The organism is Achromobacter seleniivolatilans (assembly GCF_030864005.1).
GTDB classification, from domain to species: Bacteria; Pseudomonadota; Gammaproteobacteria; order Burkholderiales; family Burkholderiaceae_B; genus Achromobacter; species Achromobacter seleniivolatilans.
The window spans coordinates 1,445,425-1,459,734 of the sequence record NZ_CP132976.1; the positions used below are offsets into that span (position 1 = coordinate 1,445,425).

15 protein-coding genes are annotated in these 14,310 nt (G+C 62.4%); 9 read left to right on the forward strand and 6 right to left on the reverse strand.

Annotation, left to right across the window (positions count from 1 at the left end; all coding sequences use genetic code 11):
- The first annotated feature begins 14 nt into the window (after nt 1-14).
- Complete coding sequence (locus RAS12_RS06480) at nt 15-191, forward strand: CsbD family protein (protein ID WP_306946414.1); 177 nt, start codon at nt 15-17, stop codon at nt 189-191.
- A gap of 21 nt (nt 192-212) precedes the next feature.
- On the opposite strand, the gene RAS12_RS06485 is transcribed toward RAS12_RS06480, so the two are convergent.
- Entirely contained in the window at nt 213-554 is a 342-nt protein-coding gene (locus tag RAS12_RS06485; protein ID WP_306946417.1) for an ElaB/YgaM/YqjD family protein, read from the reverse strand.
- 78 nt (nt 555-632) lie between these two features.
- Nucleotides 633-962, reverse strand: a complete 330-nt coding sequence (locus RAS12_RS31155) for a four-helix bundle copper-binding protein (protein WP_306946419.1) — start codon at nt 960-962, stop codon at nt 633-635.
- 148 nt (nt 963-1,110) lie between these two features.
- On the opposite strand from RAS12_RS31155, the gene RAS12_RS06495 reads away from it, so the two are divergent.
- Entirely contained in the window at nt 1,111-1,407 is a 297-nt protein-coding gene (locus RAS12_RS06495; protein ID WP_306946421.1) for a hypothetical protein, read from the forward strand.
- Here RAS12_RS06495 and RAS12_RS06500 read toward each other — a convergent pair.
- Nucleotides 1,396-2,490, reverse strand: a complete 1,095-nt coding sequence (locus RAS12_RS06500; RefSeq protein ID WP_306946423.1) for a DNA topoisomerase IB — start codon at nt 2,488-2,490, stop codon at nt 1,396-1,398. The genes RAS12_RS06495 and RAS12_RS06500 overlap by 12 nt on opposite strands.
- A gap of 186 nt (nt 2,491-2,676) precedes the next feature.
- Here RAS12_RS06500 and RAS12_RS06505 point away from each other — a divergent pair, with 186 nt between their 5' ends.
- The 3 genes from RAS12_RS06505 (at nt 2,677) to RAS12_RS06515 (ending at nt 4,128) form a co-directional block, all read left to right on the forward strand.
- Nucleotides 2,677-2,829 (forward strand): hypothetical protein, encoded by a 153-nt coding sequence (locus RAS12_RS06505; protein ID WP_306946426.1) that lies wholly within the window; start codon nt 2,677-2,679, stop codon nt 2,827-2,829.
- Between the two features lie 49 nt (nt 2,830-2,878).
- Nucleotides 2,879-3,031 (forward strand): DUF3309 domain-containing protein, encoded by a 153-nt coding sequence (locus RAS12_RS06510; protein ID WP_006222114.1) that lies wholly within the window; start codon nt 2,879-2,881, stop codon nt 3,029-3,031.
- 140 nt (nt 3,032-3,171) lie between these two features.
- Complete coding sequence (locus tag RAS12_RS06515) at nt 3,172-4,128, forward strand: 2-hydroxyacid dehydrogenase (RefSeq protein WP_306946430.1); 957 nt, start codon at nt 3,172-3,174, stop codon at nt 4,126-4,128.
- A 90-nt stretch (nt 4,129-4,218) separates the two neighbouring features.
- Here the strand turns inward: RAS12_RS06515 and RAS12_RS06520 are convergent, their stop codons facing one another.
- Together RAS12_RS06520 and RAS12_RS06525 are read right to left on the reverse strand one after the other, a co-directional pair.
- Nucleotides 4,219-5,055 (reverse strand): universal stress protein, encoded by an 837-nt coding sequence (locus RAS12_RS06520; RefSeq protein WP_306946432.1) that lies wholly within the window; start codon nt 5,053-5,055, stop codon nt 4,219-4,221.
- 126 nt (nt 5,056-5,181) lie between these two features.
- Complete coding sequence (locus RAS12_RS06525) at nt 5,182-7,320, reverse strand: FUSC family protein (RefSeq protein ID WP_306946434.1); 2,139 nt, start codon at nt 7,318-7,320, stop codon at nt 5,182-5,184.
- Nucleotides 7,321-7,668: 348 nt separating this feature from the next.
- Here RAS12_RS06525 and RAS12_RS06530 point away from each other — a divergent pair, with 348 nt between their 5' ends.
- The 4 genes from RAS12_RS06530 to RAS12_RS06545 all read left to right on the forward strand — a co-directional run bounded on the left by RAS12_RS06530 (nt 7,669) and on the right by RAS12_RS06545 (nt 12,048).
- A complete protein-coding gene (locus RAS12_RS06530; RefSeq protein WP_306946437.1) occupies nt 7,669-8,580 on the forward strand; it encodes an EAL domain-containing protein in 912 nt (303 codons plus the stop codon).
- Nucleotides 8,581-8,745: 165 nt separating this feature from the next.
- Complete coding sequence (locus RAS12_RS06535; RefSeq protein WP_306946438.1) at nt 8,746-8,925, forward strand: hypothetical protein; 180 nt, start codon at nt 8,746-8,748, stop codon at nt 8,923-8,925.
- A gap of 236 nt (nt 8,926-9,161) precedes the next feature.
- Nucleotides 9,162-10,265 carry a DUF748 domain-containing protein gene (locus RAS12_RS06540; protein ID WP_306946440.1) on the forward strand — a complete coding sequence of 368 codons (1,104 nt, stop codon included), beginning with the start codon at nt 9,162-9,164 and terminating at the stop codon, nt 10,263-10,265.
- A 109-nt stretch (nt 10,266-10,374) separates the two neighbouring features.
- Entirely contained in the window at nt 10,375-12,048 is a 1,674-nt protein-coding gene (locus RAS12_RS06545; protein WP_306946442.1) for an ABC transporter ATP-binding protein, read from the forward strand.
- Between the two features lie 61 nt (nt 12,049-12,109).
- Here RAS12_RS06545 and RAS12_RS06550 read toward each other — a convergent pair whose 3' ends face one another.
- Entirely contained in the window at nt 12,110-14,263 is a 2,154-nt protein-coding gene (locus RAS12_RS06550; RefSeq protein ID WP_306946444.1) for a TonB-dependent receptor, read from the reverse strand.
- Nucleotides 14,264-14,310 lie beyond the last annotated feature (47 nt).

The following is a 14,310-nucleotide window of genomic DNA, read 5'->3' on the forward strand; positions in this document are numbered from 1 at the left end:
AAGGTGAGATAGCCATGAACAAAGACCAAGTGAAGGGCCGAGTTGAAGAAGCCGTCGGCAAGGTAAAAGAAGTGGCCGGCAAGGCAACGGGAAGCACGTCCACTGAACTGAAGGGGACGGCGCAGAAGGTGGCTGGCAAGACGCAAGCGGCTTATGGCGACGCCAAGGAACAGGTCAAAAAGCCGGGCTGATGCCCGGCGGTGACGGCGCGGCTATTGGCGTCCCACGATGACGCCAAGCAGGAAGGCCGCGCCGGCTACCAGACCTACCGCTTGCCAGGGGCGCGCGTGGATGTATTCCTCGGTGCAGTCCAGCGTCTCGCGCATCAGGTCACTCGCGTTTTCAGAGGCGTCGCGCAAGCTGCGGCGCGTCGCATCCAGCTGATCCGACAGGCGCGCTTTCAAAGCATCCAAGTCGGTCGGGTCCGCATCCCGCAACGTTGCTTCGATCTCGTCGATCCAGCTTTCAGGATGGCGCGAGCGGCGGTGCGCGCCACGATTGTCCGGGCCGTTCTCGGGAAAGTCGGAAGGCAAGGGGGGGGTCGTATTGGCCATTGAATAGCTCCTGGTGGTGGGACTGAAAACGCATTGCCGCGCACTGGCCCATGCAGCCGCGCGGCCAGGCAAAGCTTCTTAAGCCTCTAGCATGTCTTGGCAGGCCAGCGTGCAAGCGAGGCAGGCGCCTGCACAAATCTGGCAATGTTCCATTTCATGCGGTGCGCAGGCCCGGGCGCAGGCATCGCAGACCAGTGCGCATAAAGTGCAAAGTGCGGTGGAAAATTCTCCGTTGCGCGCCAGCATGGCGCCGCACAACCGGCACACACTGGCGCAATCCGTACTCAGGCTGATGCAGCGCTTCATTCGCGTGGCGTTGACTTCCAGACATGTGGCGCCACACTGATCGCATGCGACAGCGCATTCGTAGCAGGCTTGCACACATTGCTCGAAGTTTGGGTCTCGCATTGCATCTCCTTGTGAGTAGCCATGGTGCTACGCAATTGGCGCGCCAGGCTGCCCCGGGCACATCCGCTTGCAATTCGAAGGTACTGAGTGTTTTGTTTGCGGGCCGCAGGCCGTAGGATGGGACGTCTTACTCAGGCAGGAGCTACCCATGAAACCTGATTTGAAATCCAAATCCGCAGCATCTACCGGCCCCGCCACCAAGTCAGCGGGTGCCATCAAGCACGCGCAGGGCGAGTCGGCCAGCGCACCAGCAGACAACGCTAAGATACTGCCGCCGGCTGGCCCCGTCGACGTGCCAAATCAACCGGTAAAACCGGACGCCTCGACACCCGATGAGGCTGCGCGCGACACTCGAGCCATCGTGGACGACGAAACCGAATCGAACTGGGCTGACGGCGCCGCGCCCCAGCCGCGAGCGAAGAACGCGCGTTCCTCAATCTTTTGAAGCGCTTGGTCCCTTTGCGGCGGGCAAGTCCGCGCCTGCAGGCGCGGGCACATTGCGTAAGAAAGCCAGCAGGCGCTTCTCGTCCGCGCTGAGTTCGCGCGGGCCGGCAGGCGCCTTGGCCCGAGCCGGCAGTCCGCCTGTCAGGTACGCAGCAAGAATGGCTGGATGTACGTAACACGCGCGGCACACGGCGGGGGTGTTGGCCAACCGTTGCGATACCTGTTTGATGACATCCACGACCGCTTGCTTGGCCTGACTCTCGTCGATGTAGGGGCGTGCTTGCAGCGCGGCGTACGCCAGCACGGAGCCGGCCCAGGTGCGATAGTGCTTCGCCGTGAAATCGCCATCTCCGGCAGTCCGCAAATAGGCATTGACCGCGCCGGATTCCACTGGGTGCTTCTCTCCCTGCTCATCAAGGTATTGGAACAGCTGCTGTCCAGGTATATCCATGCAGCGCTTGATAATGCGCGCCACCCGCCGGTCTTTGACAGTGACGTCGTGGGCCACGCCACTCTTGCCCTGAAACCGGAATCTGAAACTACTGCCTGCCACCGTTGCGTGCCGGCGCTTGAGCGTGGTCAGGCCGTACGATTTGTTCGACTTGGCGTATTCCCGTGCCCCGATGCGGATTAGCGTGGTCTCCAGCAGGCGCACCAATGTCGCCATCACCTTCTCTTGAGTCAATCCAGGCGCCGACATATGCCGCGCCACTTGCCGGCGGATACGGGGCAGCGCCTGGCCGAAGGCCAACAGGTTGTGGTACTTGTCCGCATCTCGCAACGCGGCCCAAGCGGGGTGGTAGCGATATTGCTTGCGGCCACGCGCGTCGCGCCCCGTCGCTTGCAGATGACCGTGGGGCAGAGCGCAGATCCACACATCCTCGTAGGCCGGGGGAATGACCAGCGCGTGGATGCGCCGGATTTCACAGGGGTCCGCGATCCGTTTGCCGCGCGCGTCCAGATAATGAAATGTTCGGCCGTTTACTCGAACGCGCCGGTACCCCGGCTGCGTGTCGTCAACGTACACCAGCGCTATTGCGTTGGCGGCAGGAGATTCTGGGTCGAGGGATATTCGGGCGTCCATGCGTGCTCCGTCGGCGTGGGGCGGCGGCCACGCGAGGAGCAAGCCTTGTGCCCGGCGCGTCTACCTCATGGGATTGCAGGCTTGGGCACGCCACTTGCTGAAGAGGAGCCAGCAATCAAATGACCGAATCGATCGTTGCGGGCCGCGGGAACCGCGTTCTGGCAACGATCACTACAGGAGAGTGCCATGCAACATCTACACGTGCCGCCCAAACCGGACCCGATCCCGCCGGGCTCGCCACCGGGGGATTTGCCCGTGGAACCCGACACTGACCAACCGGAAGTGGATCTGCCTCCGCTGTCTCCTCCGGTTCGGGAAGTGGACCCGCCACAGCGTTGATATTTTTCCGCCGCCACACAATTCGAATCAATAACGACGAGGAGTCATTATGTCGACCATCCTGCTGATCATTCTGATCCTGCTGCTCATTGGCGCTGTACCTGCATGGCCACATAGCAAGGGCTGGGGTTATTACCCCAGCGGCTTGCTCGGCATTGTTGTGATCGTCCTGATCGTGATGCTGCTGATGGGACGCATATAGCGGTCTGACGCTAGTCTGCACGCCGCGGGTTGCGGCGGACAGGGAGTGGTCATGTTGTGGACGACAGGTAGCGCGCATGCGTGACGAGGCGTAAGATTTCCGGGCCTTTTCGCAGACATCCGCCTATCCGGCCTTCCGACATGACCACTCCCTTACTGATTCTGATCGATAGCGTTCACGATTACCTGCAACAGATTGAAGCCCGCGGCTTCCAGCCCATCTACGCGCCCACGGCGACCGCGCGCGCACAAGCCATCCAAGACCACGCCGACTCCATTCGCATTGTGCTCACGCGGGGGGCCACCGGCTTTCGCGCCGAGGAGATGGCCGCACTACCCAAGCTAGAGCTGATCTGTTCGCTGGGTGTGGGCTACGAAAACATTGATCTGAATGCTGCCGCTGCGCGCGGCATCGTGGTGACGAACGGGCCGGGCGCCAATGCCGTGTCCGTGGCGGATCATGCCATGGCGCTGTTATTGGGCGCCGCGCGCCATCTGCCGCAGGCCGATGCCTGGGTACGCCAGGGTCACTGGAGCGGCTTCATGGGGCCGCAGGTCTCGGGCAAGCGCCTGGGTATTCTGGGGCTGGGCACCATCGGACTGGAAATTGCCAAGCGCGGCGCTAACGGTTTCGGGATGAGCGTCGGCTACTACAACCGCCGCCCGCGTCCGGAATCCGGCTACACCTATTTTGACAATCCGCGTGACCTGGCTGCTGCGTCCGACTTTCTGGTGGTAGCGACGCCTGGCGGCGCAGGTACGCGTCATCTGGTAAATGCGGACGTGCTCGAAGCGCTGGGGCCGGATGGTTATCTGGTGAACATTGCGCGGGGCAGCGTCGTGGATACGGATGCCCTGATCACCGCGCTGGCCGAAGGCCGTTTGGCGGGTGCGGGTCTGGACGTGGTAGATGGCGAGCCGCACGTTCCGGACGCACTGAAGCAATTGGGGAATGTCGTGCTGACGCCGCATAGTGCGGGCCGTTCACCTGAAGCGGTGGCGGCTACCGTTGCGCTGTTTCTGCAAAATGCAACAGCCCACTTCAGCGGTCAGCCGGTACTGACGCCCGTGCTCGATGCGCAGGCCCAGGCGGCCTGATAGACCGGTGCGCTGGACGGACGAACAAAAGCCTCATCCACGATGGCTCGTGAATGAGGCCGTGCCTGCTTGGCGGAAACCGCGTCCGGCTTAGTGCGAGAACATGATCGGCACGGTCATGCTTTTCAGCATGGAAGCCGTAGCGCCGCCCATGGCCCATTGCCGCAGCTTGCTGTGGCCGTATGCGCCCATCACAATCATGTCGGCACTGTAGTCGGCGGCAGCGTTCAAGATGGTGCTGCCCACGCCAACACCCTTGATATCGCGATGCACGTGGTCCGGAGCAGGCATGCTTTGCGCAACGCAATAGGTAGCCAGGTCTTCAAAGGGCACCGATTCGCGGTTGCGCGTAGCGCCGCCTTCATCCATCGTCAATACGGTCAGATGCGATGCCAGACGCATGGCGGCTGCGGCGTCGCCCAAGGCGCGGGCGGCCTCGCGGCTGCCGTCCCAGCAATACAGGATGCGGTCGCCTGTTACGGCGAAGTCGCCGCTGGACGGCACGACCAGCACGGGCCGGCCAGCCGTTAGCAGCAATTGTTCAACGAATTCGGTTTCGTGAGCGGCTTCCACGTCGTCAGGATTGTGCTGGCTGACGATGACCAGATCGCTCGTGCGCGCGTACAAGGCCACGCAAGCGCTGGGCGAGGTTTCGCCGGCGCGCACTACGGCCGGCACGTCAGCGGCGGCAGCGGCTTCCAGGAAGGCGTTTTGCACTGCACCCCGGTTTTGCGCCTGCAATTCCTTAATGACATTCAGGGTACGGGACATCAGCACGGATTCGCCGTAGTAATACTGCGGCGGCGCAGCGCTGGCGTAGATGCCAACGAGTTCTGCGCCGTGGCGCTTGGCTAGCGAAATTGCCAATGCAGTGCGGCGTTTGCAATCGAACCCGTGGTCCAGGTGTACGGAAATGCGGCGATACATGGCGGTCTCCTTATTTAAGCGTCCCATGGCACCATGGTTACGCGTTCTGCAAGGAAGCCCATTGATGTGCGTCAAACCGCGTCCAGTTTCCCGCAGTCAGCGCAAATACCGCCCGATCCGCCGTGTTTATGCCGCCGGTTGTTTCTCGATGCGATCCCGCAGTTGGCGCACTTGACGCGCTTGCTGGGCAATGCGGTCCAGCGGGCCGGCCAGGGCAGGCTCGGCCGTGGCGATGATCCCGGGCACCGCCAGTTGGCGAGGGTGGGGCGGCGGGGCATCATCCTGCGGATGCAGGGCGTGCGCCAACGTCAGGCCAAAGTCGCGCAGCGCCGATGCCGCAGCCGAGTCCGGCGGCAAGGCCGGCTGAATTTCAAGCACTGTGCCTGCGGCCGTAATGCGCCGCATGGCATTAAGCAGGTTCACGGCAGTATCTACATTGCGTTCGCGGTGCACCGGATTTTGCTGCAAGCGTTGCAGGGACGCTTCGGCGTTGTCGGCCGACAGGCAGGCCAGTCGGCGCAGGCCGACGATGCCTGACTCGGCGCCTTGCTCCTGATCTTGGGCCGCCCCGCTTTTCTCGCGGGCCAGTGCCAGCGCGTACGCGGCATGGCGATCCAGTGCGCGGGTGAGCGCGCCGGCCAGTTGCCGCGGTTCTTTTTCTGGCCACACCAGAAATCCAACCAGCAACGCCAGAATGCCGCCCAAGACGCTATTGAAAGCGCGTAAAGCGGCCAACATGGGTTCGTAGATGTCCGGCTGCTGGATATGGCTGACCAGCACAAACTGCGAGGTCAGGAAAAACGTGAAGAGAGCGTAGTGGATGGTGCGGGCGGCAAAGGTGCCAAGCGCGATGGGCAGCACGGCAAGCGCCACCGACAATGGCGTGCTCAACAGCAGGCCCAGCAAAGATGCGCCGATCGCCCCGGCCACGCTGCCGATGACGCGTTCGACCGTACGCTGCCAGGTGGTGGCGAAATACGGTTGCAGGATAAAGACCAGCGTCAGCGACATCCAATAGCCGTGATTGACGGCAAAGGTCTTGGACAACGCCACCGCGATGGTGGCGCCGATGCCCACGCGCAACGCGTGGCGGAATGCGTCGGACTCCACGCCCAGGTTCTGGCGCAGCGTGCGCCAAGCCTGGCGGGCGCGGCTTACAGATCGGCTGCTTTGCGCGGGTGCGGCTGGCGCGTCGGACTGGTCGAAAAGCGTCTGCATGACGGCCTGGGCCGTGTGCAGCATGCGGTCAAGCACGGGCACGATTGAGGCCAGCTCAGGCGCGTACGCCATGGCGCCGCCGCGCAGGTCATGCAGGCCGGCACTGTAATGCGCCAACCGTTCGCGCAGGCATTCCGCCTGCTTGGCGTCGTTGACATCCGACGTGCTGGCGATGGCATTGCAAACGCTGGCGTAACGATGCAAAGCATGTGAAAGATGAGCGCCGGCGCCACGGCCCAACCAGCGCGGGGCATTGGACTCCAGCAGGTCAGCAGCCGCCACCAGGGCGATGAAACTGTCTTCGGCGCTATCCAGCAGGTACATCAGCTGATGCGCGCGGGCGCGGCGCGATGGGCGCGCGTCCTGCACTTCGCGGATGCGGGTCCGGGCGGCTTCGATCAACGCGCGTTGCGCGCTGCGTTGGGGCTTGGTGACTGCGGTCCAGGCTTGCGGCCCGCCCGCCGGAGTTAGCCCGGAATACATGCGTGCCAATGCGTCGGCAAAGTCGGCCAGGCCCCGGTAGCAGTGGGCGACAGCATGGGTGGCGTCCTTCCAGGGACGACGACGCCACACCAGAGCTGTCATCAAAACGGCCCAGACGGCGCCGCCCAGGAAGAACAACGTGTAGGAGAGGCTGTCTGCCAAGGTGGGCGCGGGAAGCTCGGCGGCCACGACAAACCCCGCGGACAGCAAGGTGCCGACGATTGCGGCCGCAGGCCCGAGCACGCGCAGCAATCCGCCAAAGGTGCAGCAAACAAAAGTCAGCGGCAGCAAGAGCCATAAGTGTCCTGCGCTGGCGCTGGCCAGAAAGCAGAACAGCGCGCCGATCAGCCCCAAGGCCAGCATGGAACTTGCACGTTGACGCAGCGGGCCGCCGGGGTCGCCAAAACATGCCCAGAACGCGGCGATTGCCGTCCAGCCCAGGCGCGGTTCGTGCGCCAGCACGGCAAGGATGACGGGCGCGGCGCTGATGGCTGCGGCTTGTAGAGCGTCCAGCCATAGGACATTGCGCAGCGCAGCGCGCCAACCAGATAGCAGATTTGTCACGCTAAATTTGAAACAACGGATATGCCCAGTGGGCGAGAGATGCAAACCCTACCATGTCGACAAGGCCCATTTTCACGCGGGTTTAGTAGCGTCCACGGGATGTGTGATTCATGAAATTCAGCATGCCAATACCAATGGTTACACAAGTGTAACGTCGCCGCCTAAATGCTGCAAAATTGCCTGGAACAATTGCGCAAAATCGCATAAAAAAAGCACTAGTGCAGCGACGCGCCGATTGGCAACCGGTGTGATTGCGGTCAGCCAGTAGTGAACACTCATGTCCCAATTCGCCCCTTTCTGCGCCCGGACAGCGCGGGTCATATCCAGGGGCGCGCCAGGAGACTAGACATGACGCCACATCACGAGGCATCTGCCAGCTCGGTAGTCAGCGATGAGGAAATCGCGGCCATGATTTCAGGAAAAGACGGCCTGAGGGTGCTGTTGCAACCCCAAGTTGATCTGATGACGGGCCGGATCGTATCGGCCGAAGCGCTGGCAAGATGGCAACATCCTCGCTTGGGTGTCGTCATGCCAGCAGAGTTCATCCCCGCGGTCAATCGAATGGGATTGGACAAAATGCTGTTCGAGCGCGTATGTGTACGCGTGATCGACACGCTATTGACGATGCGGCGCATGGGGGTCGCGGTGCCCATCGCCATCAATGCCCCGGCCACGACACTCTCTGACCAACGTTCGGTGGATTTCCTGCTGGATCGTATCTACGCGGCGGAATTGCCGGCCTCGCTGGTGCGCGTTGAACTCACCGAAGACCAGCCCATCAAGGAGCTGGAGGTATTGCGCGCGTCGCTGTTGAAACTGGAAGATGCCGGGTGTGAAGTCAGCCTGGACGATTTCGGCAGCGGCCATGCCTCGCTAAAGTTGCTGTCGGCGATTCCTTTGTCCGAAGTGAAGATCGATCAGTATTTTGTGGCACGCATGCGGCGCAGCGCTGTTGCATTTGAAGTGCTGCGTACCGCAGCTGAACTTGCCACGCGCCTGGGCTGGCGCGTCGTCGCGGAAGGCGTGGAAAATGTGGCAGACATTCCCGCCTTGCGGGCCGCGGGATGCCGATACGGCCAAGGGTTTGCGCTGGGCCGCCCCATGCCGCTTGATGAATTGATGCTGCGCCTGCGTACGCAGCGCGACGGTGGTGAACCGTTGGCGGCGCCTGCCACCTATGCATCGTCTTGGCTGGACGCCTTTGGTGGCGTGGGTAAGGAACCCGACTCTGTGCAACCCGCGCATATTTCCACCCAGTAGGATCGAAGGGCGCCGGGTGTAGTTCTTACCAGTCTGACCGGGATTTACCGGTTTTAAAAAAGGGCCGTGTTCGAGGCTTGGGCGTATGCGCCTTTGCCAGGTTTGGGCACACCAGTTGCTAGCTCTGGGTTAGCGGAGTTCTTTCCGCTTACTAGGAGACTTGTAATGTCCAATCAGAATCAGCCCGACCAGCAAAAGCAGCCGCAAAAGCAACAAGCTCAGGAAAACCCCAAAGACCGCAATCAGCCGCCCGGACAACAATCCGGTCAGCCTGGCCAGCAAATGGACAAAGACCAAAAGCAGCCAGGACAGAATCCGGGGCAGCAAAACAAAACGCAGCGTTAATGCCCTGACCGCGCACTAAGTCCGCACGCCGGCAGCGCGATCTTTGACGGTCGTGTTCGCGTCCCCTCCGTGGCGCGGCCACGGCCGTTTGCGTTCGCGGTCGTCTGCCCCCACACTCATCCTTTCAGTCCATTGAACAATCAGCTCGTATCTCGGACGATACTTATTGCATGCGGCGCAACATACCCTATGGTGCATTAGGGCGCAGCCGCGTTTAACCATACACGGGAATATCCATGAGCTTGAATGCAGTTGCTCCGCGCCAGCGATCGGTCTTGGGCACTGCCATGGCTATTTTGCTGCTGCTCGTTGCTCTGGCTGCCGTGCTGGCGCTTGCCGCCACACGCATCGCGGAACAGCGCATTTCCAGCATGCTCGGTCCGCGCAGCCAGGTAGGCGATGTCAGTGTGGGCTTTAAACGGGTGGTGTTGACGGATGTGGTGGTTCCGGGGGGGGAGGGCCAGGCAGGCGCCCGGGCGCAGCGCGTGGTGCTGGAACCCGAATGGTCATCCTTCTTGCGGCACGAGGCCGTGTTCAAAACCATCACCATCGAAGGCTTTGATTTTGCCGTGGTGCGCACCGCTGGCGGCGATATGCAGATCGCGCCCGCGTTGCAGGCGGCGCTACGCGCCGGAGACGGCGGCGACGCCAAGTCTCGCCGCGACCGCCCCGTGCAGGTCGGAGAGCTGGTATTGCGCAACGGCCGGCTGGATTATCTGGATGCGGTGGTGTCCAAGCCGCCGCATCGTATCCCGTTCAAGGACGTACAGGCCAGATTGAGTCCGGTGACGGTTCCGGGCGATGGCGCGCACAGTGATATGGAATTCAGCGGCGCGGTCGAAGACAACCGCAATGGCGCGGCCACCGTCCGGGCGCAGGGGTGGGTGGAATTGGGCGGTACGGATGCCGATATGAAGGTAGCCGTGCGCAACATGGATATTCAGCACGCGGCGCCGTATCTTGCTGAAAACGGCGCGGGATCATTGGCTGGCGGCGCAATGGATCTGGATATGACAACAGCCATCGCCAACCGTGACTTGCGGGCATCCGGCACCGTGGCCTTGCGCGGGCTGAAGTTCAGCGGCGATGGCACGCTGTTTTCATTTCCGCGCAAAGCAGTGCTTGCCGCCATGAAGGACAGCTCCGGCACAGTGCGTTTTGAATTCGCTTTGCGGGGCAGCCTGGACAATCCCAAGTTCTCGGTCACACGCGGATTCGCCGCTCAGGTAGCCCGAGGTTTTGGGCGGGCGATTGGCGTCGGCGCGGAGGGCGCGGCAGAGGGCGTCGCGGGCGCTGTGAAAGAACTGGGCAACGCATTGTCTGATCTGCTCAGCCCCTGACTTTGCTTGCGGGCGGTGCATGAGCAAATGAGGAATTGGCATTTCTCATCGCCATGCCGCCAGACCTATCATCGGCAGCTTGTGTCATTACGTATTGCAGAGCCGCCAGATGAGCACCCATTCCGCCGTATCCTCGCCCTTATCTGGAAGCGCCTTGTTGCGCATCGAGAATCTAACGGTGGACCTGCCGCAAGGAGCAGACCGGCCGTACGCGCTTAAGGACGTATCCCTGACCATCAACGCAGGCGAAATCCTGTGTGTCGTGGGTGAAAGCGGTTCGGGCAAATCCTTGACCGCTGGCGCCATCCTGGGTTTGCTGCCCGAAGATGTGCGGGCCAGCGCCGGAAGCATTCTGTGGCAAGGGCAGGATCTGCTACAGGCAACACCGGACGCGTTGCGACGCCTGCGCGGGCAGGGCATCGGGATGATCTTTCAAGAGCCGATGACGGCGTTGAACCCCCTGCGCACGATAGGCGACCAGATTGCGGAAGTCTTCCGTACCCACACCCGTTTGGGCCGCCACGAGATCCGCCAGCGAACGCTGGCGCTGCTGGATTCGGTGCGCCTGCCCAGTCCGGCGCAAGCGCTGGACGCCTATCCGCACGAGCTGTCCGGGGGGCAGCGTCAACGCGCCATGATTGCGATGGCGCTGGCGTTGGAGCCCGCATTGCTGATTGCGGACGAACCGACGACCGCGCTGGATGTCACGACCCAAGCTCAGATCCTGCACCTGATCCATGATTTGCAGCGCCGCAAGGGCACGGCCGTGCTGTTCATTACGCATGACTTTGGCGTGGTGGCCGAAATTGCAGACCGGGTAGCGGTCATGCAGCGGGGCGAATTGGTGGAAAGCGGTACGGCCGATCAAGTCCTGGAGCATCCGCGACATCCCTATACACGCGCCCTGATCGCGGCGGTGCCGCCGCTTGCGCCAGCGGCGGCGCGGCCATCTGGCGAGACGCCCGCGCCCGTCATTCTCAGCACCCAAGGGCTGACCAAGACCTATCGCAAGCGCGGCTGGTTGGGCCGCGCCGGGCGGGTAACGCATGCCGTCGATGGGGTGTCGCTGACCTTGCGTGAAGGCGGCACGCTAGGCATCGTGGGCGAAAGCGGTTCGGGAAAATCGACGCTGGCGCGCACCTTATTGGGTTTGCTGCCGCCGGATGCAGGCACGATTGTGCTTGCAGGTGAACCCTTGATATTCAAGGGCGGAAGCGCGCGCCGTGAGCATGCGCGCCGTGTACAGATGGTATTCCAAGATCCGTATGGGTCCTTGAACCCGCGCCAGCGCGTGGGTGAAATCGTGGCCCAAGGGCCAATGGTGCATGGAACGCCCAGGCGTGAGGCCATGGCGCGTGCGCAGGAATTGTTTGAATTGGTGGGATTGTCGCCGGACGCGATACGGCGGTATCCGCATGAATTCTCGGGCGGTCAGCGCCAGCGCGTGGGCCTGGCCCGCGCACTGGCCATGCGGCCGCAAGTGCTGATTGCCGACGAACCTGTGTCCGCGCTGGATGTGTCGGTGCAGGCGCAGGTGCTGGCGCTGCTGGCCCGGCTGCGCGATCAGTTGGGCTTATCCATCGTTTTCATCACGCACGACTTGCGCGTTGCCGCGCAGGTCTGCGATCACATTGCCGTGATGAAAGACGGACGGGTGGTGGAAGAGGGCGTGTGCGCCCAAGTGTTCACCCAGCCCGCCCATCCATACACGCAGGCCTTGCTGGCCGCCGTGCCGGGCCGCAATTGGAATCCCAGCGCGGTGGCGCTGCGCCAGGCGGCTTGACGTTTTTTGCGGGGCAGCCTTGGCCGGCGTGCCCTAGCAATCAGGACGCGCCTGCCGACCGTCAGAACCGGTAATTGGCGCTGAGTTCCACGCGGCGGCCTTCGCCCAGCAGCCACTGCGTCTGGTTGTAGTAGGCGGTTTCGGCGTATTGGCGATCGAACACGTTAAACGCTCGCAAGGCCAGGCTCAGGTCGCGCCGGGGCTCCCATTGCAAGGCCAGATTCGTGGTGGTGTAGCCGGCCATTTCCAGCTGGTTGGCTGAATCCGCGTACCGTTTGCCGACGTAGCGCACGCCTGCGCTGGCGGTCCATTGCGGCGCAAACTTCCAGCTTAGCCACAGATTGGCTACGCGTTCCGGCACATCGGTGGGCACATTTCCTTTGCGCGAGACGCTGACGCCACCCACTGATTCGCTAAAGTCGTCATAGCGCGCGCGCAGCGCTACGGCATTCAGATCCAAGCGCCAAGCTGGCGTCAGCTCCACGCCCAGCGTGGCCTCCAACCCGCGCGACGACTGCTCGCCCACCTGAATGCGCAGCGACGGATCGTTGGGATCGCGGGTCACCAGATTGTTCTTTTTGATCTGATAGGCAGCCAGCGTCCATTGGCCCTTGTTATCCCAGAACGTCTGCTTGACGCCCACTTCCAGCTGCTTGCCCTTGGACAGGTCAAAGTTCTTATTGGCGGGCGACAAGAGCAGCAGGCTGCCGATCGGGTCGGCGGCTTCGGCATATTGCCCATAGACCGACAAAGTGGGCAGTACGTCATAGACCGTGCCGATGCGCCATCCCACATTGTTGAAGGTGGTGCGGTAAGCGGTCTGGTCCGCCACCAGATCGCGGCGGCTCAAGTCAATGTGGTCGTAGCGCAGGCCGCCCAGCACCGACCACTGCGGCGTCAGCATCAGACGGTCTTCAGCGAACAGCGCGTACTGGTTCGCAGTGTTGCGGTAACGCGGCGTCGTGCCTGCCACATTGATAAAGCGGCCGTGGTCCACGTCGTACGGGTCCACCAGCGAGGTGCCCGAATACGGCGAATTATTGGTGTGCTTGAGCGACGCCCGGTTCAGTTCGAAGCCCACCGCGACTTTGTTTGCGAGCCCCAGCAGATGGCCGTCAAAGGTGGCGTCCGTAATCGTGCCGGTCTGCTCCTGGTTATGGCGGATGTCGGTGTAGCCGCTGCGTTCGATCAATCCGCCTGGCAGCCAGGTGTAGTTCTCTGCGTCGCGGTAGTCCCGGTTGCTGCCGATGTAATACAGGCGGCTTCTGACCGTGGTCATGGCATTCGGCGACCATTCCGCTTTCAGTTCCGTGCGGCTGTCGCGGTAAATGATCTTGCTGTCGGCCACGTTGTAGTTCTGCTTGCGCAAGCCAAAATCCATGGTGCCGTCCACCAATGGCGTGCCAAAGTAGCGGGTAGGTTCTTGCCAGGCATAGGCTTGCGTCAGCGTGAAGTTCAGTTCTGGTGTTACGTCCAGCCGCAGCGCGGCCGTGATGGCGGCGTCGCGCGAGTCGCCCAGGCTGATGCCCGAGTCCGTGTGGTTGCCGCTGAGGTCCAGCCGGTAAGACCATTTTTCGTCCAATGCACCACCGCTGCCAAAGCCAAATCGCTGCGTGTCATGCGTACCGACGGTGGTTTGAAGCTCGTTTTCGATCGGGCCGCGTGTGGGCTTCTTCGGGATCACGTTGACGACGCCGCCGATGGCGCCTTCGCCATACAGCACCGAAGCAGGACCGCGCAGCACTTCGATGCGGTCCACGGCCCATGGGTCATAGATGAAGGTCTGGCCGACGCCGCCGAATTGGCGCACACCGTCATATAACTGCGCGACGGAATTGGAGTCGGTGAACCCGCGTGACGATAAGGATGATCCGCCGTTGCCCGGATGCCGCATGGCGCTGATGCCAGCGGCCTGCGTGATCGCGTCCGTGACGGTGGTGGCGCCGCGTGCGCGCAGTTGTTCGTTGGTGATGATGTCGATGCTTGCTGGCGTTTCGAAGGGCGTCAGACCTAACAAGGTGCCGGTAGCGGCTTGGTCCAGCAAGGTCGGCGCGGCGTTGTCAGCGGATACCGAAATCGCTGGCAAGGTCGCCACAGGCGCGGGTTGCGAGGTTTGTATGGATTGCGCATGGAGCGCAGGCGTGAAGGCGAGCGCGGTCCAGATGGCCACGCGCCGCTTCAGGACGCGGTGCGTCCTGGCGGAAGAATAAGACATGAGTGCTCTCGGTAAGCTTCAGCATTGCCGCGCGCAGGCGGCAGGGA

Excerpts from the sequence above, each read along its gene's own strand:
- RAS12_RS06510 (WP_006222114.1), top strand. The coding sequence starts at position 2,879 with ATGTCGACCATCCTGCTGATCATTCTGATCCTGCTGCTCATTGGCGCT.
- RAS12_RS06520 (WP_306946432.1), bottom strand. The coding sequence starts at position 5,055 with ATGTATCGCCGCATTTCCGTACACCTGGACCACGGGTTCGATTGCAAA.
- RAS12_RS06530 (WP_306946437.1), top strand. The coding sequence starts at position 7,669 with ATGACGCCACATCACGAGGCATCTGCCAGCTCGGTAGTCAGCGATGAG.
- RAS12_RS06500 (WP_306946423.1), bottom strand. The coding sequence starts at position 2,490 with ATGGACGCCCGAATATCCCTCGACCCAGAATCTCCTGCCGCCAACGCA.
- RAS12_RS31155 (WP_306946419.1), bottom strand. The coding sequence starts at position 962 with ATGCGAGACCCAAACTTCGAGCAATGTGTGCAAGCCTGCTACGAATGC.
- RAS12_RS06515 (WP_306946430.1), top strand. The coding sequence starts at position 3,172 with ATGACCACTCCCTTACTGATTCTGATCGATAGCGTTCACGATTACCTG.
- RAS12_RS06505 (WP_306946426.1), top strand. The coding sequence starts at position 2,677 with ATGCAACATCTACACGTGCCGCCCAAACCGGACCCGATCCCGCCGGGC.
- RAS12_RS06480 (WP_306946414.1), top strand. The coding sequence starts at position 15 with ATGAACAAAGACCAAGTGAAGGGCCGAGTTGAAGAAGCCGTCGGCAAG.
- RAS12_RS06545 (WP_306946442.1), top strand. The coding sequence starts at position 10,375 with ATGAGCACCCATTCCGCCGTATCCTCGCCCTTATCTGGAAGCGCCTTG.
- RAS12_RS06485 (WP_306946417.1), bottom strand. The coding sequence starts at position 554 with ATGGCCAATACGACCCCCCCCTTGCCTTCCGACTTTCCCGAGAACGGC.
- RAS12_RS06495 (WP_306946421.1), top strand. The coding sequence starts at position 1,111 with ATGAAACCTGATTTGAAATCCAAATCCGCAGCATCTACCGGCCCCGCC.
- RAS12_RS06535 (WP_306946438.1), top strand. The coding sequence starts at position 8,746 with ATGTCCAATCAGAATCAGCCCGACCAGCAAAAGCAGCCGCAAAAGCAA.
- RAS12_RS06550 (WP_306946444.1), bottom strand. The coding sequence starts at position 14,263 with ATGTCTTATTCTTCCGCCAGGACGCACCGCGTCCTGAAGCGGCGCGTG.
- RAS12_RS06540 (WP_306946440.1), top strand. The coding sequence starts at position 9,162 with ATGAGCTTGAATGCAGTTGCTCCGCGCCAGCGATCGGTCTTGGGCACT.